The sequence below is a fragment of the Myxococcus llanfairpwllgwyngyllgogerychwyrndrobwllllantysiliogogogochensis genome, assembly GCF_006636215.1.
Lineage (GTDB): Bacteria > Myxococcota > Myxococcia > Myxococcales > Myxococcaceae > Myxococcus > Myxococcus llanfairpwllgwyngyllgogerychwyrndrobwllllantysiliogogogochensis.
Genome location: NZ_VIFM01000014.1, coordinates 1 through 22289, shown reverse-complemented (window position 1 = coordinate 22289; position 22289 = coordinate 1). Strand labels below are relative to the sequence as shown.

The following is a 22289-nucleotide window of genomic DNA, read 5'->3' as shown; positions in this document are numbered from 1 at the left end:
CGTTCTTCATGGCGTTCAAGGCACGGGCGCCAGCGAGTTGCCGGTGGGGTCGAAGAGGCCCGTCGCCCGGGCCAGGGCCAGGCGTGACAACTGCACGTTGAGCGCCTCCGTCACGGCGGACATCTGCGCGCTCGCGAGCGTCGCGTTGACGTCCGTCACCTGGAGATACGTCGTGGCCCCCGCGTCGAAGCTCTGCTTCGCGAGTCGAGCGCTCTCCCACGCGAGCTTCACCCGCTCCTCGGCCGTACTGAGGTTGACCTCCGCGCTCTCCAGTTCGCTGCGCGCCTTGCGCACCTCATCGCGAATCTTCTCCTCGGTGCCGCGCAGGTTGGCGCTCGCCTCGGCGATTTTTCCAGAGGACTCCCGCAGGTTGGCCTCGCGCAGTCCGCCGTCGAACAGGTTCCATGACAGGGCCAGTCCCGCTGTCCACGTGGACGCGACGCCGGTGAGGCCGGCGGTGTTGCTCGTCGAGACGTTGCCCGTCGCATGCAGGTTGGGGAGGTACTCGAAGAGCACCTGCTTGCGCCCGCCGCGCGCCAGGTCCACGTTGAGGCGCGCCGCCGAGGCATCCGGCCGCCGGTCGAGGGCCGTCTTCTCGGCGGACGCCACATCCCCTGTCTCCGCGGGGAGTGGCACGGCCGTCTCCTGGGGGGGCGCCACGTCGAAGTCCACCGGCCGAGCGAGGAGCGCGGCGAGGGAGCTCTTCGCCGTCGCATAGGCGTTGCGGCTGCGCACCACCTCCTGCTCGGCCTGCTTTCGGTCCAGCGTCGCGCGCAGCAGCGCCAGCCGCTCCACGTCGCCCACGTCGAAGCGGTTCTGGGCATCGCGCTCGAAGCCGCGACGGACCTCCAGGAGCTGCTCCTGCACCGCCATGGCCTCCCGCAGGCTCGCGGCGCCGAGATAGGCCTGGGCCACCGAGAAGAGAATCTCGCGTCGCGAGTTCTCCGCCGTCAGCCCCGCCACCTTCTCGCCCAGGTAGGCATTCTTGATGGCGGGCCACAGCGTGGGGACAATCAGGGCCTGCCGCGCGGAGATTTGCCCGGAGAGCTGATCCTGCTTCTGCAGGGTGACGGGGTCTGGAGCACCCGGGAGCGCGAAACTCAGCTCCTTCGGATTGCGGATGTACGAGCCGCTCGCGGTGACGCTGGGGAGGTAGCCGGACCAGGCCTTGTTGCCCAGCTCCTTGGATTGCTGGAGCCGCGCGCGTGCGGCGTCGAGGCTGGGGCTCTGCTTCTCCGCGAGGGCGATGGCCTCCTGGAGGGTGAGCAGCGGGAGCGCGGTCGCCTTCGTGCCGGACGTGGGCATCGGCACGGCGGAGTCGCTGGAGGCCGCGTCCCGCATGGGCGTGTCGGTGGTGGAGGGAGCCGACTGGGAGGGGGGCGTGCGTCCGGGAGTGGCGGCGACGCTGGGGGCCTGCGTCAGCAGGACGCTGGTGAGGAACGCGTGGAGGAGCATGGTGAAGACCGAGGTGGGTGCGTCAGGGAAGAGAGGGCACACGAGGTGCGTCGCGGTCGCCTGAAAGGACCGGAGCGTCGACGTCGCGAGTCAGGTGGATGAGACGGAACCGGGCATGTGGCTCCCGGTTCCGCCGTCAGCGTGGCGTGAGCTCGTGCTTCAGTGGGAGCCTTCCTCCGCGAGGAGCGGGCCGCTCGGCGCGACCAAGGCCTCCGACGTGGGGGCGTCACTCTCGCGGCGACTGAAGCGCGCGGAGAGTCCGTCCAGCAGCGAGTAGACGACGGGCACCACCACCAGCGTCAGCACCGTGGAGCTGATGAGGCCGCCGATGATGACGAGCGCCATCGGCACGCGAGTCTCCGCGCCGTCACCCTTGGCGAGCGCCACCGGAATCATGCCGGCCACCATGGCGATGGTCGTCATGAGGATGGGGCGCAAGCGCACCGGCGCGGCCTCCAGCAGTGCCTCGCGAGCGCTCTTGCCCGCGTCGCGAAGCTGCTGCGTGAAGTCGACCAGCAGGATGCCGTTCTTCACCACCAGACCCATCAGCATGATGACGCCGATGAGGGCAATCATCGACATGGCGTTGCCCGACAGCAGCAGCGCGCCGATGGCGCCGATGAGCGCGAAGGGCAGCGACAACATGATGGTGAAAGGGTGGATGTAGCTGCCGAACTGCGCCGCCAGAATCATGTACAGCAGGAGGATGCCCAGCCCCAGCGCGGTCGCGAAGGCGCCGACGGTCTTGTTCATCTCCTTCGCGTTGCCGGCGAAGCTCCCCACCACGCCCTGGGGCAGGTCCTGCTCCGCCTGCGCGGTGAGGAAGCCCATTCCCTCGCCCAGGGTGTAGTCGGGCGCGAGGTTGGCGAGCAGGGTGATCTGCCGCTTCTGGTTCTGACGGTCAATCTGCACCGGGCCCTCGGAAGGGGTGATGGTGGCCACGTTGCGCAGCTCCACCAACTGCCCGCCCGTGGTGCGCACGGTGAGCTGTCCCAGCGCCTCCTCGGAGGCGAGCGTCGCGTCGGGCAGGCGCAGCTTCACGTCGTACGTCTCGCCGCCCTCGCGGTAGGTCATGAACTCGTCGCGCCCGAGGTAGGCCCGCAGGGCGACGCCCACCTGGGCCGCCGGCACGCCCATCTGCGCGGCGCGCTCGCGGTCCACGCGCACGTCGAACTGCGGCTTGCCGCTGCGGAACGTCGTGTCGACGTCGGTGAAGCCCGGGTGGGACTTCATCGTGGCGAGCAGCTTCTCGCTGGACGCGACGACCTGGGGCCAGTCCGTTCCGCGCAGCACGTACTGGACCTGCTGGGTGCGGCCACCACCGCCGACGCCGGAGACGTCCTGGACGGAGAGCATCACCCCGGGGCGCTCGGCCAGCGCGTCGCGCAGGCGCACCTTGAAGGCCTCCTGGTCGAAGGCGCGCTCCTTGCGCGGCACCAGGTTCACCAGCACCTCGCCCTTGTGCACCTCCTCGAGCGTGCCACCACCGGCCGTGCTGAACGTCTCCTTCACGCCCTCCAGCGGGCGCACCTGCGCGGCGACGATTCCCAGCTCGCGCTCGGTGTCCTCCAGGGTGGAGCCCACGGGCAGCTCCACCGTCACGCGCACGGCGCCGTTGTCGGAGGGCGGGATGAAGGTGAACTTGAGGAAGCGGGCCATGCCCAACGTCAGCACCAGCACACCCACCGCGACGGCGATGGCCAGGGCGCGCCGCTCCAGCACCCAGCCCAGGCTGCGGCGGTAGCCGCGCTCCATTCCCACGAGCACGCGCTCGATGGCGGCGCTCACGCGGTTGCGAGGCCCGCTGTGGGCGTGGGCCTTGAGCAGGCGGCTGGAGAGCATGGGCGTGAGCGTCATCGACACCGCGTAGGAGATGAGCACCGCCACGGCCACCGTGACGCCGAACTGGTAGAAGAACTGGCCAATCGTCCCTTCCATGAAGGCCACGGGGATGAACACGGCGACGATGGCGAGCGTCACCGCGAGCACGGCGATGACAATCTGCGAGGTGCCCTCGAGCGCCGCCTGCATGGGCGTCTTCCCCTCCTCCAGGTGGCGCACGATGTTCTCGATGACCACGATGGCGTCGTCGATGAGCAGGCCGATGGAGAGCGTCAGCGCCAGCATGGTGATGATGTTGAAGGTGAAGCCCAGCATCGCCATCACCGCGAACGTGCCGATGACGCTCACCGGCAGCGCGATGGCCGACACGAAGGTGGAACGCCAGTCCCGCAGGAAGATGAGCACGATGAGGACGGAGAGGACGCCGCCGATGAGCATGTCCTCCTGCACCGCGTGGATGGAGGCGCGAATCGTCGTCGAGTTGTCGCTGATGGTGCTGACCGTCACGCCCTGGGGCAGCTCGGAGTTGAGCTCCGCGAGTGACTCCTTGACGTTCTCCGCGACCTGCACCGTGTTGGCGCCCGACTGCTTGCGCACCACGAGCGCCAGGGCCGTGCCCGTGTCGGAGCGCGCCAGACCCCGCGCCTCCTGCGCGCCGTCCACCACCGCCGCCACGTCACGTACGCGCACCGGCGTACCGTTGGGGCTGGCGACGATGATGCCGCCAATCTCCTCCACGCTGCGCGCCTCGGCCGTCAGACGCACGACTCGCTCGCGGCCTCCTTGCGTCGCGCGGCCGCCGGGCAGGTCCACGCTCTGCGCCTGGAGCGCCTGGCTCACGTCGCCGATGGCCAGCCCGTAGCCGCGCAGCCGCTGCGGGTCGACCACCAGTTGAATCTCCCGCTCGCGGCCACCCACCACGCCGATGCTGCCCACGCCCGCCTGACTCTGGAGCGAGGGCTTCACCACGTCCTCCGCCACGCGCGTCAGCTCCTCGATGGGCAGCGCGCCGGAGAGCGACAGCGTGAGGATGGGCGCCGCGCCGATGTCGAACTTTTCGACGACGGGCGTCTCGATGTCGTCGGGCAGCTCGCGCAGCGTGGCCTGCACGCGGTCGCGAACGTCCTGGGCCGCCACGTCCACGTTGGTGCCTAGCTTGAAGCTGATGGTGACCTGGCTGACGTTCTCCAGGTTGATGGAGTTGAGCTCGTCCACGCCGCTGAGCGTGTTGAGCGCCTCCTCGAGCGGGTCGGAGATGTTCTTCTCGATGGACTCGGGGTCCGCGCCCGGCAGCAGCGTGGTGACGGTGACGACGGGGATGTCGACGTTGGGGTACTGGTCCACGCCGATGCGCGGATAGGCATACAGGCCGAAGACGACGACCGCCGCCATCAGCATGACGGTGAAGACGGAGTGTTTGATGAAGGTCTGGAGCATGGCAGTGGCGCTCGTCGGAAGATGGGAGGGAAGGGAAGAGGGCTACTGGACGACCTGGAGCGCGACGCCGTTCTGGAGCGGCAGGCTGGCGTCGGCGACGACGCGCTCCTGGTGGCCGAGCCCATGCACCACGCGCACGAAGCCGGGCAGCACGCGCTCCACCTTGACGTCACGGCGCTGCGCCTTGCCGTCCTGGACCACCCAGACGAAGCCCTGCTGGCCCTTGGCGTTGACGGCCTGTGACGGCAGGAAGAGGCCCGCCTGTCCCGGGGCGCTGTCGGTGGCCATCATGTCGGAGAAGTCCAGCTCCACCAGGGCGCCCGCGCGCAGCCGCGCCCCGTCCTCCTTCGAGGGCAGTACGTCCGCGAGCACCTCCACGGTGCGCGTCTGCGAGTCGATGACGGCGCCGAGGCTCCGCACCTTCGCCTCGAAGGGCGCGCCGGAGGGGTTGAGCGTGCCCTTGACGATGGTGCCCACCTTCACGCGGTCCACGAAGGCCTCGGGCACCGGGGCGCGCACCTCGAGCGCCTGCGTGTTGACGAGGCCGAAGATGGCCGTGCCCGGCGACACATAGTCGCCCTCGTTGCGGCTGCGGCTGGTGATGACGCCGTCGAAGGGCGCCGTGAGGGTGGCATCGCGCAGCGCCTCCTGTGCGCTGGCGAGGACCGCGGCGGCCTGCTCGGCCTGGGCCTGTGCCTGTCGGTAGCCCACCTCCGCCTTGTCGAGCGAAGCGCGCGCGAGGCTGCCCGACTGCGCCAGCATCCGTGCCCGCTCCACCTCCGTCTTCGCGCCCTCCAGTGCCGCTTCGGCCGCGGCCTTGGCGGCGCGTGCCTGGTTTGCGGTGAGGCGTGCATTGGAGGTGTCCAACTGCGCGAGCAACTGACCGCGCTTCACCGCGTCGCCCGCGTTCACGGTGACTTTCGTCAGGGTGCCGGAGGCCTCCGCGCTCAGCGTCGCCTCCTGTTTGGCGCGCACGCTGCCGGTGGCCTGCAGGACGCTCGCCTCCAGCTTCGTGGCCGGCGTGAGCGCCTTGACGCCCACGGGCTTCTGGACGGCCTGCGCCGAGGGAGACGGCGCCACGGGCTTGCTACCGCCACCACACGCCCCCGCCACCACGGCCACCACCACCACTGCTGCCTTCAAGGTCGTCTTCATCGCTGCGTTCCTCGTAGTGGGGCCGGCACTCATGGGACTCCGGCACTGAATGACTGAATTGGTTTTCTGGTCAGTCCCGGGCAAACGAACACCCCATCCTCCGGGCACGGAGTGGGGCCTGGGGAGTCAGCGAGTGGGTGGAGTCGGGCCGGGTGGGGCCGAGAGGCCGCGGATGAAGATCTCGAACGAGGCGTCCAGGGCTTCGAGCGTCAGGGGGCTGGTCTCCTGGGTCATCAGCTTGGGAACGAGCATCGTGATGAGCTCCACGAAGCCGCGAGCCGCCAACTGGGGGGCGCTGACGGTGAAGACCCCGCGCGCCACTCCGTCCTCGAAGACGCGCGCCAGGATGGCCGCATCCGCGTCCTGCATCTGGGGAACGAGGTGCATCACCTGGGTGCCCAGCTCGAAGAGCGTGGCCATCTCAAGGCGTTCCCCGTCGGGCTTGCGGACGCTCTGCTCCAGCTTGCAGCGAATGTAGGCGCGGACCTGGGCCTCGGGCGTCGTGGCGCGCTGGACGCTCGCCTTGAGCTCGGCGAGGCTCATCTCGTGCGATTGCCGGACAATCGCCTCGAACAGCGCTTCCTTGCTCTCGAAGTGCAGGTAGATGCTGCCCTTGCCGACGCCTGCTCGTTTGGCGATGTCCTCCACCGAGGCCTTCTTGAAGCCGAACCGGGCGAAGACTTCGCCGGCGGCCTTGAGGATGGCGATGCGAGGGTCGGAACTCATTGACCAGGATGGTAATCTGGTCAGTCGGTCATCGCAAGTCCCCTTTCGCCGGGGTTGATGTGCCGCCGGCACCTACCTGAAGCGCCGTGGAGTTCGGGCGGGCCTCAAGGGGCTCGTCTGGCAGGTCGCCTGGGGCGGGGTGTGGCGCGGGGCGGTGGGACGACGACGCCTCGTGCGACGCGCTGGCGGAAGTCGCGAGGCCTCTCGCCGGTGAAGGACGTGAAGGCGTGGGTGAACGCGGCGAGGCTCTCGAAGCCGACGGTGTAGGCCGTCTGGGTGACGCGGGCGCCGTCCTCGGCGAGCAGCTCCATGGCGCGCAGCATGCGGGCGTCGTGGAGGAAGCGGCGCCAGGAGGTGCTGGCCTCGTCCTCGAAGCGGCGCGCGAGGGTGCGCTGGGACAGTCCCGCCGCGCGTGCGGCGCCGGCGAGGGTGGCGGGGCCGGCGAGTCGGGCCAGGGTGTAGGCCATCGCGCGTTCCAGTTCGGGAGTGCGGGCGCGAGGCAGGCGCCATTCACGAGGTTCCGCGGCCCATTCCGAGAGCAGGTGGGCCAGGGCGGAGAAGAAGCTCTCGGCCACGGCATCGCGTGGGGGGCGCTCCGGTCCCCAGCGGGTGGAGTAGAGGAGCATCTCGCGCGCGAGGGTTCCAGGTACACGGTGCAGAGGGTGGCGGGCTGGGTTGAGCGCACGCGGTGGCGGGTGCCGGCGGCGAGCCAGGCGGCGCGCTGGGGTGGCAGGAGCCACTGGGCCTCGGCGACTTCCAGGTGGAGGGCGCCGCGATCGGCGTAGAGGAGCTGGTGGCGGCGGTGGGTGTGCCAGCCGGAGGTGAAGGGTGTCAGCGTGTCGGTGAGACAGAAGGAGGACGCGGGGGCTGCGTCCACGTCCACCAGGGGCTTGGGCACCGCGACGTTCCTCCGTGCTTGCGTGCTCGGGCGCCCGGCGCTCGTGAGGGCGCGCCGGGGCCGAGCATACGGCGGGCGCGTGGCTCAGGAGGGCTTGGAGTTGGAGTGGTCGGTGGTCTTGCTGACGAGGTATCCGCCGTGGCTGATGGCGAGCAGGGCGACGAGACCTTCGGAGAGCTCTGGGAGGCTGGTGAGGGAGCCGCGTTGGATGGCCATGGAGATGTCGACGAAGTAGGTCACCGCGGCGATGGCGGTGAAATAGAACATCTGCACCTTGGCGAGGTCGATTTGCGCGGTGTTGCCGACCTCGTCTCCCTGGAACATGTCTGAGATTCGCGCGTCCTGGATGCCCTTGTTGGCGTAGAGGGCGCCCTGGCGCTGGGCGTTGATTTCGGAGGGGGGCTCCGCGAGCTGGGCGGCGGTGGCGTCGACGGCCCTGGCGTCAGGGGTCTTGGAGCGCTTGCCGCTGAGCAGCAGCGAGGTGCCGAGCAGTGAAGTCGAGGCGATGCCCATGGCCCACCAGAGTTCCTGGGGGATGGCGACGTCGACGGCATTGGGTGTGTTTGCCTTCACGCGGGCGATGACCATCGTCAGGTAGCCGGCGACGACGACGACGGTCCACGTGACGGCCTGGAAGCGAGACAGGCTCATGATGTTGCGCTCGCTGATGAGCACGCCGAAGGGAGTCCCGGTGATGCTCTGGCCGAGCACGGCGAGGAAGGCGAGCAGCACGGCGGACGCGGCGATGTAGCTCCAGCCGGGCGCGACGAACCACGCCGCCGCGAGGCTGAGCAGCGGCAGCGCGGTGGTGAGGATCAGCAGTCGCTGATTCTGGGGGTGGGGAATGGCGGTGATGGTGCCTGTCGAGGGAGGCGCGAGGCCCCCATGAGATGGCACAGCCGCGACGGCGGACACTCCTGTACTGGTGTTCGCTTCATTGTCATGACTCATGACACCCCCCGGGTGAGGGGTGAAGCATAGGCTTTCTTTCAGCCTGCCCGCCAAGGGCGCACCCTCGTGTGCGCAATGGTTACATCGCCACCCATCGTCACGGCAGTTGGCTTCTGAGCTGTATCCAGCCGTGCAACTCGGGGTGATTCCTCACGAAGTCCGTTTCAGCGAGCCGCGACAGGGGTGTGGTTTCGCTGGAATCAGTGGCGAGGACTGTCTGTCGTTGGTGTGCTTCGGGCCTCCGGAGTCCCCCGGGCCCGGGCCTCCGGCCGTTGTGTCGAGGCCGCCGTGTCCGCGTAGCCCGTCAGCTCCACGTAGCCGCGTCCCTTCACGGGCTGGCCCTGGCGCACGCCATCCAGGTTCACGCTGCCCTCCCAGTAGCGCACGCTCACCGGCAGCTCCTGGTCCGCGAGCTTTGGCGTCACCGTCAGCTCCAGCCCGAGCTTCGCCACCCGCAGCTTCCACTTCGACGGGTACACCCCGCCGCGCGGACTCTTCCAGGTGTCCAGCACCGCGAGCTCCACGTCATCCCGGGTCAGATGCATGGATGCGCTGTCCGCCGCACCCACGGGCGGCACCCACGTTCCCGAGCTGAACGGGTCCACCGTCCCGTCCTCGCGACGCAGTTGGTAATACATCAGCTCGCTACCATCCGAGAGCTGGAGCGAGAACCAATCCCAGCCCACCTGGTCCGCGCCCAATGCACTGGTGCTCCACTCACGGTCCATCCAACTCTCACCCGTCACCGCGTACGTCTGTCCTTCCAGTCGCACCGTGCCGCGCGAGGGCATGCGTGTCATCGAGTAGTAATACGACGCGTTGCCCGGCTCCGCGCTCTTCTGGCTCAACCCCCGGTCGCCTTCGAGCACCGGCGGCTTGCCCGGCTCCAGCAACAACTCCAACTCGACTTCGTCCGTCTCCGCGCGCAGCCGCACGGGCCACATCGCCTCGCCCACGCTCGCCGCTTCCCATTGCTCCAGCCACACCTTGAACGGCTGTGCGCGCGAGCCCGCGAGCCCCAGCGCCGCGCGGCTGTAGCGCTCCGCGACGTGGAAGCGTCCCGCGGCCACGTCCGTCACCGTGAAGTGCCCCAGGTACACCTCTCGCGTTCCCCACGCGGAGTCCCGTGCTGGTGCACCGGGCGCCAGCGCATTGCGGAAGAGGGTGAACTGATAGCCGAAGGCGCGCCCGTCCGCCGTCTCGAGATTTCCCGTCCAGTACCACCACTCCGTGCGGAACTCCGGATGCGGGCCGTGGTCCTCGGGGAAGTGGAACGGACGTGGCTCGAAGGCGCGTGCATAGCCCTCCATTCCCCCATCACTTCCACCGAGCGCCTTCGCCACCGTCAGCGTCCCGCTCCTCGCCAGCGCGGGCGGCTCCGTCTCTCTCGTGACGATGAACGCCGCCACCGCCAACGCCGCCAGCACCACCGCCGTCCCGATGACGAGCCCTCGGCCGTTGCTCATGGCGTCACTCCTCCCTCAACGCGAGCGCGGGATTGGCGCGTGCCATCTTCCACGCCGGATACAGCCCCGCCAGCGCCGACGCCACCAGCGCCAGCAGCATCGCCTGTCCCAGCGTCTCCGGCGTCACCGCGAGCCGCAGCGTCCAGCCGAAGGACCGCTGGTTGATGACATACACGAGGATGTACGCCAGCCCCACCCCCAGCGGCATGGAGAACAACCCCGCCAGCAGGCCCAGCAGGCCCGTCTGCAGCGACACCAGTCCCCAGAGCTGTCGAGGCGTCAGCCCCGTGGCCCGCAGCACCGCGAACTCCCGCGCCCGCTCCAACTGCAATGACATCAACGCGCTGAGCACCCCCACGAAGGCCACGCCGATGGCCAGCAGTCGGAGCACCTGCGTAATCGTGAAGGTGCGGTCGAACACCTCCATCGACGCCTGTCGCAGCGAGCGATTGGGCCGCACCAGCAGCGCCTGCTCGCCTCCCGCGCGCTCACGCACCGAGGCCACCAGTGCATCCACGTCCTGTCCCGGCGCCGCGTAAAGCGCCACGCCGCTCACACCCCGGTCTTCGTACCAGTGCTCATACGTGGCGCGAGGCATCAGCATCGTCCCCACGTCGGAGCCGTAGTCGAAGTACACGCCGACCACGCGGAAGTCGTGAGGCCCTCGGTCCGTGGCCAGTTGCACCGTGTCGCCGACACCCACGCCCCGGTGAAAGGCGAAGGGCTCCGAGACGATGAGCGCATCCGTGGACGCATCCAGCTCCCGCCACACGGCCGCCTCGTCGCCCTGCTTGAAGCGATAGGGCCGTGCCGGTGAGCGGCTGAAATCGACCGCGAGCAAGTCCGTGGGCACGCCATTCACCCGGGCCCGCGTCACGCGCAGGGTGCTGCTGCCGGAGGCGCCCGGCGTGGTGCGCAGTCGCTCCACCAGTCCCGGCACCAGCGTGGAGTCTCCGCGTCGAGCCACCAGCGAGGGCGGGGAGATGAACACGTCCGCCAGGAGCGAGGCCTCCAGCCATGACAGCACCGTGCCTCGGAAGCTGGACACCATGAGGCCCACGCCCACCGTCGTCGCCACCGCGACCATCAGCGCCGCCAGCGCCACCGCCGTTCGGCTGAGGCTCGTCCTCACCCCGCGCGCCGCCATGCGTCCCAGCAGACCGAAGGCGAGTCCCAACGGCACCGCCGCGAAGAGGGACAGCCGCTCCGTCACCCACGGCACCAGCAGCGCGGCACCAATCAACACGGCGAAGAGTCCCGCGTACGCCGGTACCAACGCCTGCGTGGGCCAGCCCAGAAGGCCAATGCCTCCCGCGAGCACCAGCAACCCGAGCAGCGCCAGCCTCGGCGCTCGCGTGCGAGACACGTCCTCCAGCGTCGAGCGGCGCAGCGTCGTCGCGGGCGCCGAGCGCGCCGCCTCCCACGCGGGCACCAGCGCCGCCAGCAACGTGGCCCCCAGGCCCAGCGCCAGGCCCTTGGCCAGCGTGAAGGGCTCCAGCGCCAGTCCGCGCACGCTCACCACGAAGTAGAGGTCATTGATGGTCTGGGTGATGAGCCCCACCAGCCCGCGTCCCAGCAGGATGCCGAGCAGCAGGCCCGCCACCGTGCCGACCATGCCCAACACCAGCGCCTCGCCCAGCACCAGCGCGAACAGCTCGCCCCGGGTGATGCCCACCGCGCGCAGCCGCCCCAGCAGTCCGCGCCGCTGCACCACCGAGAACGTCATCGTGTTGTAGATGAGGAACATCCCCACCACGAGCGCCAGCAGCGACAGCGCGGTGAGGTTGGTGCGGAACGCCTTCGTCATCTGCTCCACCGTGCCGGCCCGCGCCGACGCGCGCACCACCTCGGTCCCTGTCGGCAGCGTCGCGCGCAGTCGGTCCGCCTGCGCCTCTCCGCCTGGCAGTCGCAGGTCCACGCGCGTCAGTCGCCCCACGCGCCCCAGCACCTCCTGCGCCGTGGACAGGTCCGTCAGCACCAGCGCCTCCAGTGCCCGCGCGGTGTCCTCGTCCTCGGGCGCCAGCAGCGCCGCCACGCGCAGCGAGGCCTCGCGTCCCTCCACGCGCACCGGCAACACGCCGCCGGCCTCCACGCCCAGCGCCCGCGCGGCCCGCGCGCTCAGGAGCACCGTGCCCGGCTGGGTGAGCAGCGCGCCCACGTCGCCCACGGCTTCGCCGCCCGCGTAGTCGCGGAACGGAGTCTCCGCGAAGGGGTCCACGCCCAGCACCGTGAGCGTGCGCCGGTCCCCCACCGCGGCCTGCACGTACCCTTCCACCACCGGCGCGGACACGGGCGCGTCCGGACGCAGCCTCAAGTCCCGATACACGGCCTCCGGCAGCCCGGAGGTGCCCCCCACGAGCTGGTGCGTGGCGCGTCCCGCCACCGCATCCGTGGAGCGCTCGAAGGCCCGCAGCGCGCTGCCGCTCGCCAGGTCGATGGACACCACCACCGCGACACCCAGGGCGATGCCCAGCAGGGACAGCGCCGTCAGCCACGGATGGCGGCCCAGGTGGCGCAGACTGGAGCGCACCAAGAGGTTGGTCACCGGGGCTCCCTTCGCGGCACGTCGCGTTCCACCAGCCGTCCGCCCGTCATCTCCAGCACCCGGTCCGCGCGGGCCACCAGGCCCGGCTCGTGTGTGACGACGAACGCGCATGCGTGACCTTGTCGAGTGAGGCCCTCCAGCAGGTCCAGGACCTGTCGCCCCGTGGCTTCATCCAGGTTGCCCGTGGGCTCGTCCGCGAGGAGCAGCGGCGGCGAATGCGCGAGCGCCCGCGCCACCGCCACGCGCTGTTGCTCGCCACCGGAGAGCCGGTCCGGAAAGCTGTTCGCGCGCGAGGTCAGTCCCACGCGCTCCAGCAGGGCCCGCGCCTTCGCGCTCGCCTGCGCCGCGTCGTGCCCGTTGAGCTCCACCGGCAGCCGCACGTTCTCCTCCACCGTCAACGTGGGGAGCAGGTTGAACGCCTGGAAGATGAAGCCCACGTGCTCGCGGCGCAGCAGCGTGCGCTCGCGCTCGCTCATCGTGCCCAGGTTCCGGCCGTCGACGAGCACCTCGCCGCGCGTGGGCAGGTCGATGCCGCTGATGAGGTTGAGCAGCGTGGACTTGCCCGAGCCGCTGCGGCCCAGCAGCACCACGAACTCACCCCGGCGCAGGGTCAGCCGCACGCCGGAGAGCACCTCGCGCGCGGTGTCGCCCTCGGCATAGGACTTCGTGACGTCACGCAGCTCGACGAGCGGAGGAGTGTCGGACTCAGGCATGTGCGTGCCCTTGATATACGGATGCGGCCCCTTTCGCCGCGTCCCGAGCCCCGCTCACGCGCCCGCCGGTTGTGGCTCCCATTCCCCGAAGTCACGCCACTGCGTCAGGAAGCCACCCACCTCGCTCGCCAGCAGGGGGCCGTCCGTGTCCCGGGGAATGACGTGGAAGCCGCGTCGCAGCGACACCACGCGCACGCTCGGCGACGCGGTGAGCCGGCGCGCCAGCCACCGTCCCCCCTCCGGGTCCACGACGTGGTCCTGCTCGGCCACCGCCACCAGGACGGGACAGCGCACCCGCGACACACCTCGCGCCGCCGCGTCCTGCAGGGTGACCAAATCCCGCAGGCGCGCCACCGGGAAGCCGGAGAGCACCGGCGCCTGGGCCAGCGCCACCGGGTCCGAGATGTCCGTGCCCGTCTTCTCCACCCACGGCCGGGCCCACTCCAACAACGGCGTGCGCGACAACTGCCGGATGAGCATCATCCGAGGTCCCCGGAAGCGCACCGCCGGGGCGACGAGCGCCAGCGCTCGCACCGCCTCCGGATGGTCCGCCGCCAGCCCCAGCGCCAGGAGCGCGCCCATGGACAGCCCCGCGACGAAGATGCTCCGGTGACCCCGCAGCGCGCCCAGGGCGTGCTCGGCCGCGTCCCGCCAGTCGCGCCAGGTGACGCCCAGCAGCGCCTGGGGCGTGGTGCCGTGGCCCGGCAGGAGCGGCGCCACCACATGCATCCCCCGCGCCGCCAGCGCCTCTCCCAGCGGGCGCACATCCCAGGGACTGCCGGTGAAGCCGTGCAGCAAGAGGCACGCGTCCGGGCCCCGTCCCAGCTCGAAGGGCTCCGTCTTCTCCGCGTCCATGGCGAGCGAGGCATCCATCATGACGTCAGGCTGGCCACGCGGAGGCGCAGGCGCTATGCCCCATGCCTCATGGCGGACACTCCGAAGCCCCCGGACATGCAGTTGCAGATTCAAATCGACGAGGACGTCGCCAATGGTCAGTACGCCAACATGGCCCTCGTGAACCATACGGACACGGAATTCACGCTGGATTTCATCTACGTCCAGCCGCAGCAGCTCCGGGCCAAGGTGCGCTCGCGCATCATCACCAGCCCCAAGCACATGAAGCGGCTGATGCTGGCCATGCAGGACAACCTCAACCGCTACGAGGCGAAGTACGGCGCCATCGTCCTGCGCGAGGACGACGGCGGCATGCACTGACGCGAAGCCACGGGGCCTGACGGCGCGCTCACTCCTCCTCGGTGGGCGCGCTCGGGTCCTTCCGTCCGGTGGCCAGGTACGCCTCCGCGCGGGCCTCCAGGTGGGCGGCGAGCCTGGGCTCCACGCGCGACAGCACCTCCCATTCGATATCCGAGGCGCGGCGCACGATGGGCTTCGCCGGCGACATGGGCTCCCCCTGGACGTAGGCCGTCGCCGCTCCATCCCCCAACTTCGAGTCCCGAGTGCCAGCACCGAGGGTCGGGTGCATGGGCGCGCGCCCGTTGGTGGTGTAGGCCATCCGGTAGGCTCGCACCACGGCGCGGCCGTCCGACAGCGGATGGACCTGCACGAAGATGCGACTCCAGCTGGCGCCCATGTCCGTGTTGCCCCGGATGCGCCAGGTGGTGTGGATGTAGAGCGGGTCCGAGCTGGGGAGCAGCTCGTACTTCTGCTCCGCGAGCAGGCGCCGCGTCGTCGCCAGCAGGGCGTCCGCCGACAGGTTGTAGACGGCGTTGCCGCTGGTGGTCTCCACCAACTGCTGGCGGGTTTCAGGCGTGACGGCGCAGCCGCAGGCTCCCCACAGGAGCCCGACCGTCACCCACGTCGAAAGGCGTGAGCGCATGGTGATGTTCTCGGAACGTCCCCGGAGGAAAACGGAGGGAGCAGCTGCCCGCGAGCCCGGGGCCCGGCGCGCGGGGGACTATTCCTGGAAACGCACGGTGCGTGTCCCCCATATCGCCGGGGGCACTGAACGGGTTGGCATCCATCCCGCAGGGGCGCAGACTTGGGAAATCGTGCTCAGAATCCTCGTCTCATTGTTCGTGCTGCTGTGCGCTCGTGCCGCCTCCGCCCAATGCCTGGGTGACGGAGTGCAGCTGTTTCCCACGCCCGGCGCCATCGTCCCCATCAACAGCCGCTTCCTGCTGGAGGGCGTGGGTACGGCCCGGGAGTCCGTGGTCGCGCTGGTGGGCAAGAAGCTGCGGCTGGTGGCGGACACCCACGAGGTGGAGGTGAAGGCGCAGCGCGGCTGGGAGAGCAGCCTGGGTCGAGCCACCATCGTCCTCAAGGTGGTGGGCAAGCTGGAGCCGGACAAGCGCTACACGCTGCGGCTCGACGAGCTGCTGCCCAACGTCGCCGTGCTCAACGGCCGGGCGGGGGCGCTGCCCGAATGGAACACGGGCAAGGGCGCCGACACCCAGCCGCCGCGCTGGCAGAAGCGCCCCGCCGTCTCGGAGGGCTTCCTTCGCCGCACGGCCCAGGGCACCGCGCGCTTCGTGCGCCTCAACCTGTCGCTGAAGGAGGAGAGCCCCGCGTATCTCGTGGTGAAGCTGGAGCCCCGGCGTCCGGGCCCCAGCATCCAGCAGTACGTGGTGCCGGTGCACAACAACACGGCCTTCATCGGCCACGAGGCGTGCAGCGGGACGTTCGCCATGGAGGATGGCCGCAGCTACCGGGCGCGCATCGAGGCGTTCGATGCGGCGGGCCACAACGCGCCCCCCGTTCCACCTGTGGACTTCGAGGCGCCGGCCGACTACTCCGCGCCGTAGCGGAAATCGCCAGGAGCACGCATGACGAAGGTGGACGTGGAGAGTCTGAAGGAGCGGATGGCCGCCTTCACCCAGTCGCTGCAGGACGACATCTGCGGCGCACTGGAGCGCCTGGACGGCACGGGACGCTTTCGCGAGGACGCCTGGACGCGGCCCGGCGGGGGCGGTGGACGCAGCCGCGTGTTGGAGGACGGCGCCGTGCTGGAGAAGGCGGGCGTCAACACGTCGGTGGTCTTCGGAGAGCTGGAGGACCAGTTCGCCAAGAAGCTCCAGGGTGAGGGGCGCTCCTTCTGGGCCGGCGGCATCTCCCTCGTCCTGCACCCGCGCAACCCTCACGTGCCCACCGTGCACGCCAACTACCGCTTCATCCATCAGGGCGGGAAGGCGTGGTTCGGCGGCGGCGCGGACCTGACGCCGTACTACCTCTACGAAGAGGACGCGGCGCACTTCCACCGCGTGCACAAGGCCGCGTGTGACGCGCACGACCTGGCGTACTACCCGCGCTTCAAGGCCGCGTGCGACCAGTACTTCCACCTGCGTCACCGGGAGGAGACGCGCGGCGTGGGCGGCATCTTCTTCGAGAACATGGGCGGCGACCTGGAGCGCGAGCTGGACTTCGTGCGCGACTGTGGCCGGGCCTTCCTGGACGCGTACCTGCCCATCGCCGAGCGACGCAAGGACACGCCCTTCTCCGAGGCCCAGCGCTTCTGGCAGGAGGTGCGGCGCGGGCGCTACGTGGAGTTCAACCTCGTCTATGACCGCGGCACCGTCTTTGGCCTGGAGACGCGCGGGCGCACCGAGTCCATCCTCATGTCCCTGCCGCCCCAGACGCGCTGGCGCTATGACCATCACCCGGAGCCCGGGAGCTGGGAGTCCCGGCTGGTGGACGTGCTGAAGCAGCCCCGCGACTGGGCCGCCTGGACGCGGGAGAGCTGAGGACCATGTCCGACCCCTCCACATCCCCGCCGCCTCCGTCCCCGCCGGGCAACCTCCTCAAGCGGTGGCCCCTGCTCGCCGCCGGGCTGGGAGTCCTCGCCGCCATCCTGGGCGTCCTCGGCCTCCGGCACGTCGGGCAGTCGAGCGAGCGACCCACCGACACCGAGGCGCGCCTCAACGTGCTGGCGCTGTGTGACGCGGTGCAGGCGTACCGCGACGAGCATGGCGCCTATCAGGTCGCGGGCCCCACGCCCCGGGACGTGCCGCGCGGCGGCGAGTCGGTGCCCTTCCCGGAGAACGACGTCTTCCACCGCCTCGGCTTCGAGCCGGAGGGGAAGGTGCGCTTCCAGTACGAGGTGGTGGTGCAGGAGAGCCCCGTGGGAGAGCCCGAGGTGTCGTGCCTGGCGCGCGGCGACTTCGACGGCGACGGGCTGAACTCCGTCTACCGAGTGCGTCTGGACGCCAACGGAATGACCACGCCCGTCGAGGTGGAACGCGAAGGCGAGTAGTTGGCCGCAACCTGATCCTCGCTCCGGGCGAGAATCTGGGAAATGGGCCACGTCGGCGACATGAGGGGGCCCCGCGACGGCCCCCGGGCAGGAAGGGGCGGCGGGGAGCCTCGTGGCGAGCATGGCCCGCGCGCGTCGTCCAACTCGGGCGCCAGTCCTCGGACGCCCCCAGCGGGGCTGCCCCTGCTGGCGGATGGCATGGAGCCAGAAGGCGCGGAGCCCACCCGCATCTGGCGTGCCCCCGTCTCCGACACACCGCGTGAGAGCGGAAATGCTCCCCGGGGCACGGCGTCGCTGGCGGACACTTCGTTCAGCTCCCAAAACAGCCCCCGGGACGCGCCCGCGTTAGGCTCCCGGAGTCCTTCGGCGGAGCCCACCGGGGACGTGCCAGAGACGCCCCTTCCCACGACGGATGACGAGGCACCGCTCATGTCCGCTTCCTCGCGAATCACCTCCAACTTCAGCCGGCTCGCCCAGCTCATCCTCAAGTCGCCCGCGGGAGGGCCGCGCGGCCCCAAGGTTCCCCAAGGAGGTGGGTTGGAGGGTGGGGGCCATGGGAAGGGCGACGCCTTCCGGACCAAGGGCGCCATCCCCGGCGGCCATCCCACCCTGGGTGGCACTGAGCGGGCGCCGCTGCGCAAGGTGGCGGAGCTGATTCCCCCCGGGCTCGAGAAGGTGGCGGGCCAGGAGGAGCTGGGGCTGCGCTTCGGCTCGGACGCGGCGCTGCTGGCCCAGCACCTCAAGCCCTCGCAGCTGTCGAGCACCGAGCGCGCCACCCGGCTGTGGGCCTTCTTCGCCGCCTACGCCGAGGCCGCCGTGGCCCAGCCGCCCCAGAAGGAGGGGCAGGAGGCCTTCCGCGAGTCGCTCAAGGGCCAGGGCTTCGCGGAGCTGCGCGACGCGCGCACCGGCCAGGACGGGGTGACGCAGGGCTTGTGGGTGCTGGAGGCCAGGACGCCCGACGAGGCCCGCGAGCGCGTGGCCACCGTCCGGCTGGAGCCGCCCCCGGAGGTCCGCCACTCGGAGGCCGCCGTCCGCAAGGAGGGGGTGGCCGAGGGAGCTCTCGCCATGCAGGCCCGGGGACCGGACACGCTCCGGGGCGGCCCCGCGCCGCTGGGCATGAGGGCGTCCGAGTCCGAGGATTCCGACGAACAGCCCTCGGATTCCGACGGCCGGCGCCGCTCCTCGGGCAAGCGGTTGGGGCCGCAAATGCTCTGGAACGTGCTGCACCGGTTCCGCTCGGACCCCGAGGACGGGGCGGTGGCGCAGGGGCAGTGGGACAGGGCGGCCTTCGGGGCCATGCTGGCCCTGGCGGGCATCGCCCTCCTGGTGCTGGCGCTCGTGAGCCTCTAGGGAGACTGGCCGGGGAGGCTGCCCGGCGGTGGAAAGTCCTCGGCGTTGGCCGGCTTGTGGTACGTTGCCGCACCCATTGGCAACCGACGACCTTACACTCGTCAAGCGCGTCCGGAGCGGCGACCAGCGCGCGTTCAAACTCCTCGTCGAGCGTTACCAGCGCAAGGTGTACGCAGTTGCGCTCGGCATGCTCAAGGACAAGGAGGAATCGATGGACGTCTCCCAGGAGGCGTTCGTCAAGGTCTACAAGTACCTGGACCACTTCAAGGGCGACTCGTCGTTCTACACCTGGCTCTACCGCATCACCGTGAACATCTGCATCGACGTGCTGCGCAAGCGCGGAGGTGGAGGCGAGGCGGTGGAGTTCGACGAGAACCAGGCCATGGACCTGTCCGAGGCCCGCATCGGCGCGCTCGGCAGCCGCCTGGGCACCAATCCCCAGAAGAGCGCGCTCCGGCGTGAGCTGGCGGAGAAGATTCAGGAAGCGCTCGCCACGGTGCCCGAGAAGCACCGCGCCATCCTCCTCCTCCGGGAGATCGAAGGCATGTCCTACGAGGACCTGGCCCGGACGCTCGACATTCCCAAGGGCACGGTGATGAGCCGCCTCTTCCATGCCCGGGCGAAGGTCCAGAAAATCCTGAGTGAATACCTGGAGTTGGACGAAGCGAAGAGCGGAGTGGGCAGCGAATGAAGGGCCCTCGAATATCTGAGGGACCCCCGCGTCACAGCGTTCGCAGCATCCACCACCGAGCAGGGTGAAGGTTATGGCCGGAAATCCCGCATGTGAGCGTTTTGTCCCCATGCTCTCCCCGTATGTCGACGGGGAGCTGACCCCCGCGGAGCGGGTGAACGTGGAGCGTCATCTTGGCGCGTGCCGCGACTGCACGGGGCGCGCGGCGGACCTGCGGGCCGAGTCGGGCCTGCTCCGGGTCGGCCTGGACATGGCGGTGGATGACGTCGACTTCAAGGACTTCGCGCAGAAGGTCATGGCGCGGGTGACGCCGGAGAAGCCGCCCCTCCTGGAGCGGCTGAAGCTGGCGCTGTCCGAAATGTTCCTCTACCAGCGCACGGCGATGGTCTCCTCGCTGGCGACGGCGGCGGTGCTCGTGCTGGTGGGGCTGCCGCTGCTGCTCAGCGACAAGGCCCCGGTGGGTTACGGCGCGGAGCGGATGACGGTGAAGTCCATCCAGCCCTACCAGGACGCCCGCGTGGCGCCGGTGGTGATGGAAACCGACAACGGTGGCACCATCATCTGGCTGGTGGATGAAGAGACGCAGGACGGCTCCCCGTCGGAAGAGGACGAGGAGCTGGAAGAGGACATTGGCGGCGGGCTTCGCAACAAGGGCAAGGGGCCCAAGCCCCTGGGCAAGCCGAAGACCGAAGTGGAGCGCCCCTCGGGAGGTCCCCTGTGAAGAAGAACGTGTCGTCCGGCCGGCTGCTGCTGGCCGTGCTGGGCCTGGGCTTGCTGATGCCGGTGGTCGGCCAGGCCCAGGAGGAGCAGAAGGTCAGCATCCAGGTGGAGGTGGTGCTCGCCTCCAAGAAGGGCTCGGAAGTGGAGCCCCCGGAGCTGGCGAAGATGAAGGAGCAGTTCCAGAAGCAGAACTTCAACTTCACGTCCTTCAAGCGCCTGTCCAACGAGAAGCTGGAAGTGGGCGCGAAGACGGCCACCGAGGTGAAGCTGCCCAACGGCAGCAACGCGTCGCTGCTCCTGCTGGGCATGAAGGAAGGCACCGCCACCGTGCGCGTGGCCATTCCGCGCCAGCCCACGCTGGACGTGGAGCTGGGCCGGCAGGGCGCCGTCTATCAGAAGGCGGGCAAACACGTGGGCGGAGAGCTCATCCTGGTGCTCTCCCCGCCCTCGAAGTAGTCGGACCCGCCGCGGGTCGCCTCAGGCGGCCCGGTCCACCGCCAGCGCCACGTCGCTGAAGTCAGCCTCATCCAGCTCGAAGGGCTCCTCTGCCTCCGCATTCGCGGCCGGGGCCAGCGTGGCGCGGCGCGGCTCCGTCTGGTCGGCGCGCTCGTGCTCCAGGTGGATGCGCAGCCCGTCGAACATGGTGTCGAACGCCGCGTAGATGCGGTTCACCATGGCCAGCGCGTCCTCGCGCACCTCCGGCGCCAGCACCATGGCCTCCAGCTCCTCCGCCAGCTGCTGCTCGAACATGGCGTGCTGCGCTTCGGCCTGCATGTGGTGGTCGGAGAAGTACTTGAGCTTGTCGTCCGCGCCCTGCGCCGCGCTGATGACGGCGGTGCGGCTGAAGAACACGTGACTGGTGGACTCCAGCGCCCACAAGAGGACGATGCGCAGCCGGTCATCCACCGAGCGGTAGACTTCGCTGATGATGGAGTAGGCGGCGTCGCGCGTCTTCGCGTGGGCCTTGCCGTAGAGCGCGCCGATGCTCAGCGAGCCCCCGGTGAGCTGGGCGATATCGTCCTCGAACCACTGGTCATGCCCGCCTTCCTCCGCATGGTGATGCGTGGCGAGCTCCTTCAGGTGCGCGTCCTGGATGAAGTGCGCGTTGAGGCGCAGCACATCCTGGAACGTCATCACCCAGAAGGTGAGGCGAGGCGCGAATGCCATCACCTGTTCTATCGGTCGGTCCTGCTTCAGGTCCGCGAAGAAAGGGTGTGAGGCGAACCGCTCCTCGCACACCGCGATGTGTTGGAGCACGGCCTTCATGGATGTCCCTCCCGGATGCATGTCTCCGCTCGGCCCAGGCGGAGTGTCTTTGACGACGTGCCCAGGTCCGCGCGGGGAGCCACGCGGGCCTGGAGGCCTGCGATGTGCGCTACCAACTGATGTTGTACGTGCAGGCCCCATCTCCCCTGCGACGGCAACTCCTGGGGTCATGTTCAATACGCACCCAAAGCGAATCCTTGGGGCGAAACCTGTCCGTGATTGCCTCCAGCAGGCCGTAGTCCAAGTCGCACGGATAGGGATTGTCACAGCGCATCTTCGCGTTGCGCTTGTCCACCGGCTCGTAGTGGTAACCCCCGATGTTGCCCTTGCCCCGGTGGTTCATCTTGTACGCCAGGTCCACCGCGCGCAGGCCTTTTTCCAGGTTGTCGATGTCTGGCGGGAAGTGCGCGCTGTCTGGAATCTTCCGGCCAATCGTTCGCACCGTGCTGGGGCCAATCTTCTCGAAAACCAGGCTGAAAGATTTCAGCAACGCGGGCATCGGGTACCACGTCTTCGCTTCCAGTGGAGTGATGCCATTCTCCGCGAGGATTCGCAGCGCCCGGGCCTGCGCCAGCTCCATTCCGTTGACGATGGCGAGGATGGATTGTCCGACGATTTCGACGCCCTGGTAGGTCGCGAAGGTGGGCTGTGCGGGAGGAGTCTTCAATTCCATACGTGGATGTCCTCGGAAGAAGCGATGCCACGCATTGAAACCGTTTTCTCAGGTCTTTTCAAATTGACTGATATGTTTAAACTTTTCCGCTGGCGTGAATACGTTTTACATTGGGGGTAAGGCTGACCCATGTCTCGATGTCTCGTGTCTGATTCCAGACACTCACGTGGGAGGGGTGGGGCGCGGGTGTGCTG

21 protein-coding genes and 1 pseudogene are annotated in these 22289 nt (G+C 69.4%); 8 read left to right on the top strand and 14 right to left on the bottom strand.

The window, feature by feature from the left end:
* Positions 1 to 15: 15 nt before the first annotated feature.
* The 11 genes and pseudogenes from FJV41_RS05380 to FJV41_RS05335 all read right to left on the bottom strand — a co-directional run bounded on the left by FJV41_RS05380 (position 16) and on the right by FJV41_RS05335 (position 14043).
* Positions 16 to 1455, bottom strand: coding sequence for a TolC family protein (locus FJV41_RS05380; RefSeq protein ID WP_141641320.1), 1440 nt, complete (start codon positions 1453 to 1455; stop codon positions 16 to 18).
* Between the two features lie 159 nt (positions 1456 to 1614).
* On the bottom strand, positions 1615 to 4734 hold the full coding sequence (locus FJV41_RS05375) for an efflux RND transporter permease subunit (RefSeq protein WP_141641319.1): 3120 nt from the start codon (positions 4732 to 4734) through the stop codon (positions 1615 to 1617).
* Between the two features lie 42 nt (positions 4735 to 4776).
* Positions 4777 to 5889, bottom strand: coding sequence for an efflux RND transporter periplasmic adaptor subunit (locus FJV41_RS05370; RefSeq protein WP_141641318.1), 1113 nt, complete (start codon positions 5887 to 5889; stop codon positions 4777 to 4779).
* A 126-nt stretch (positions 5890 to 6015) separates the two neighbouring features.
* Complete coding sequence (locus tag FJV41_RS05365) at positions 6016 to 6615, bottom strand: TetR/AcrR family transcriptional regulator (RefSeq protein ID WP_141641317.1); 600 nt, start codon at positions 6613 to 6615, stop codon at positions 6016 to 6018.
* 104 nt (positions 6616 to 6719) lie between these two features.
* The gene (locus FJV41_RS53485) at positions 6720 to 7082 is read right to left on the bottom strand and encodes a helix-turn-helix domain-containing protein (protein WP_246137013.1); all 363 of its coding nucleotides are present in this window, start codon (positions 7080 to 7082) and stop codon (positions 6720 to 6722) included.
* A 221-nt stretch (positions 7083 to 7303) separates the two neighbouring features.
* Positions 7304 to 7492, bottom strand: a pseudogene (locus FJV41_RS53480) (AraC family ligand binding domain-containing protein); the annotation flags it as partial.
* Between the two features lie 105 nt (positions 7493 to 7597).
* Positions 7598 to 8464, bottom strand: coding sequence for a hypothetical protein (locus tag FJV41_RS05355; RefSeq protein WP_217439531.1), 867 nt, complete (start codon positions 8462 to 8464; stop codon positions 7598 to 7600).
* Positions 8465 to 8664: 200 nt separating this feature from the next.
* Entirely contained in the window at positions 8665 to 9930 is a 1266-nt protein-coding gene (locus FJV41_RS05350; RefSeq protein WP_141641316.1) for a lipocalin-like domain-containing protein, read from the bottom strand.
* A gap of 4 nt (positions 9931 to 9934) precedes the next feature.
* Positions 9935 to 12475 carry an ABC transporter permease gene (locus FJV41_RS05345; RefSeq protein ID WP_141641315.1) on the bottom strand — a complete coding sequence of 847 codons (2541 nt, stop codon included), beginning with the start codon at positions 12473 to 12475 and terminating at the stop codon, positions 9935 to 9937.
* Positions 12472 to 13188 (bottom strand): ABC transporter ATP-binding protein, encoded by a 717-nt coding sequence (locus tag FJV41_RS05340; protein ID WP_141641314.1) that lies wholly within the window; start codon positions 13186 to 13188, stop codon positions 12472 to 12474. Before FJV41_RS05340 ends, FJV41_RS05345 begins: the two co-directional genes overlap by 4 nt.
* A gap of 54 nt (positions 13189 to 13242) precedes the next feature.
* Positions 13243 to 14043, bottom strand: coding sequence for an alpha/beta hydrolase (locus FJV41_RS05335; RefSeq protein WP_141641369.1), 801 nt, complete (start codon positions 14041 to 14043; stop codon positions 13243 to 13245).
* Between the two features lie 69 nt (positions 14044 to 14112).
* Here FJV41_RS05335 and FJV41_RS05330 point away from each other — a divergent pair, with 69 nt between their 5' ends.
* Entirely contained in the window at positions 14113 to 14403 is a 291-nt protein-coding gene (locus FJV41_RS05330; protein ID WP_141641313.1) for a DUF3467 domain-containing protein, read from the top strand.
* Positions 14404 to 14431: 28 nt separating this feature from the next.
* Here the strand turns inward: FJV41_RS05330 and FJV41_RS05325 are convergent, their stop codons facing one another.
* The gene (locus FJV41_RS05325) at positions 14432 to 15025 is read right to left on the bottom strand and encodes a hypothetical protein (protein WP_141641312.1); all 594 of its coding nucleotides are present in this window, start codon (positions 15023 to 15025) and stop codon (positions 14432 to 14434) included.
* Positions 15026 to 15194: 169 nt separating this feature from the next.
* Here FJV41_RS05325 and FJV41_RS05320 point away from each other — a divergent pair, with 169 nt between their 5' ends.
* The 7 genes from FJV41_RS05320 (at position 15195) to FJV41_RS05290 (ending at position 20612) form a co-directional block, all read left to right on the top strand.
* Entirely contained in the window at positions 15195 to 15950 is a 756-nt protein-coding gene (locus tag FJV41_RS05320; protein WP_141641368.1) for a hypothetical protein, read from the top strand.
* A gap of 21 nt (positions 15951 to 15971) precedes the next feature.
* Positions 15972 to 16886 (top strand): oxygen-dependent coproporphyrinogen oxidase, encoded by a 915-nt coding sequence (hemF, locus tag FJV41_RS05315; RefSeq protein WP_141641311.1) that lies wholly within the window; start codon positions 15972 to 15974, stop codon positions 16884 to 16886.
* Positions 16887 to 16891: 5 nt separating this feature from the next.
* Entirely contained in the window at positions 16892 to 17395 is a 504-nt protein-coding gene (locus tag FJV41_RS05310) for a hypothetical protein (protein WP_246137012.1), read from the top strand.
* Between the two features lie 429 nt (positions 17396 to 17824).
* Positions 17825 to 18745: an Immediate early protein ICP0 gene (locus FJV41_RS05305; RefSeq protein WP_246137011.1), complete on the top strand. Its 921-nt coding sequence runs from the start codon at positions 17825 to 17827 to the stop codon at positions 18743 to 18745.
* A 76-nt stretch (positions 18746 to 18821) separates the two neighbouring features.
* The gene (locus FJV41_RS05300; protein ID WP_141641310.1) at positions 18822 to 19436 is read left to right on the top strand and encodes an RNA polymerase sigma factor; all 615 of its coding nucleotides are present in this window, start codon (positions 18822 to 18824) and stop codon (positions 19434 to 19436) included.
* 73 nt (positions 19437 to 19509) lie between these two features.
* On the top strand, positions 19510 to 20157 hold the full coding sequence (locus FJV41_RS05295; RefSeq protein ID WP_141641309.1) for an anti-sigma factor family protein: 648 nt from the start codon (positions 19510 to 19512) through the stop codon (positions 20155 to 20157).
* Positions 20154 to 20612, top strand: coding sequence for a hypothetical protein (locus FJV41_RS05290; protein WP_141641308.1), 459 nt, complete (start codon positions 20154 to 20156; stop codon positions 20610 to 20612). Before FJV41_RS05295 ends, FJV41_RS05290 begins: the two co-directional genes overlap by 4 nt.
* A 21-nt stretch (positions 20613 to 20633) precedes the next feature.
* On the opposite strand, the gene FJV41_RS05285 is transcribed toward FJV41_RS05290, so the two are convergent.
* Positions 20634 to 21422, bottom strand: coding sequence for a hypothetical protein (locus FJV41_RS05285; protein WP_141641307.1), 789 nt, complete (start codon positions 21420 to 21422; stop codon positions 20634 to 20636).
* 109 nt (positions 21423 to 21531) lie between these two features.
* A complete protein-coding gene (locus FJV41_RS05280; protein ID WP_141641306.1) occupies positions 21532 to 22095 on the bottom strand; it encodes a hypothetical protein in 564 nt (187 codons plus the stop codon).
* Positions 22096 to 22289 lie beyond the last annotated feature (194 nt).

Excerpts from the sequence above, each read along its gene's own strand:
- FJV41_RS05380 (WP_141641320.1), bottom strand. The coding sequence starts at position 1,455 with ATGCTCCTCCACGCGTTCCTCACCAGCGTCCTGCTGACGCAGGCCCCC.
- FJV41_RS05375 (WP_141641319.1), bottom strand. The coding sequence starts at position 4,734 with ATGCTCCAGACCTTCATCAAACACTCCGTCTTCACCGTCATGCTGATG.
- FJV41_RS05370 (WP_141641318.1), bottom strand. The coding sequence starts at position 5,889 with ATGAAGACGACCTTGAAGGCAGCAGTGGTGGTGGTGGCCGTGGTGGCG.
- FJV41_RS05365 (WP_141641317.1), bottom strand. The coding sequence starts at position 6,615 with ATGAGTTCCGACCCTCGCATCGCCATCCTCAAGGCCGCCGGCGAAGTC.
- FJV41_RS53485 (WP_246137013.1), bottom strand. The coding sequence starts at position 7,082 with ATGGCCTACACCCTGGCCCGACTCGCCGGCCCCGCCACCCTCGCCGGC.
- FJV41_RS05355 (WP_217439531.1), bottom strand. The coding sequence starts at position 8,464 with ATGAGTCATGACAATGAAGCGAACACCAGTACAGGAGTGTCCGCCGTC.
- FJV41_RS05350 (WP_141641316.1), bottom strand. The coding sequence starts at position 9,930 with ATGAGCAACGGCCGAGGGCTCGTCATCGGGACGGCGGTGGTGCTGGCG.
- FJV41_RS05340 (WP_141641314.1), bottom strand. The coding sequence starts at position 13,188 with ATGCCTGAGTCCGACACTCCTCCGCTCGTCGAGCTGCGTGACGTCACG.
- FJV41_RS05335 (WP_141641369.1), bottom strand. The coding sequence starts at position 14,043 with ATGGACGCGGAGAAGACGGAGCCCTTCGAGCTGGGACGGGGCCCGGAC.
- FJV41_RS05330 (WP_141641313.1), top strand. The coding sequence starts at position 14,113 with ATGGCGGACACTCCGAAGCCCCCGGACATGCAGTTGCAGATTCAAATC.
- FJV41_RS05325 (WP_141641312.1), bottom strand. The coding sequence starts at position 15,025 with ATGCGCTCACGCCTTTCGACGTGGGTGACGGTCGGGCTCCTGTGGGGA.
- hemF (WP_141641311.1), top strand. The coding sequence starts at position 15,972 with ATGACGAAGGTGGACGTGGAGAGTCTGAAGGAGCGGATGGCCGCCTTC.
- FJV41_RS05310 (WP_246137012.1), top strand. The coding sequence starts at position 16,892 with ATGTCCGACCCCTCCACATCCCCGCCGCCTCCGTCCCCGCCGGGCAAC.
- FJV41_RS05305 (WP_246137011.1), top strand. The coding sequence starts at position 17,825 with ATGTCCGCTTCCTCGCGAATCACCTCCAACTTCAGCCGGCTCGCCCAG.
- FJV41_RS05295 (WP_141641309.1), top strand. The coding sequence starts at position 19,510 with ATGGCCGGAAATCCCGCATGTGAGCGTTTTGTCCCCATGCTCTCCCCG.
- FJV41_RS05285 (WP_141641307.1), bottom strand. The coding sequence starts at position 21,422 with ATGAAGGCCGTGCTCCAACACATCGCGGTGTGCGAGGAGCGGTTCGCC.
- FJV41_RS05280 (WP_141641306.1), bottom strand. The coding sequence starts at position 22,095 with ATGGAATTGAAGACTCCTCCCGCACAGCCCACCTTCGCGACCTACCAG.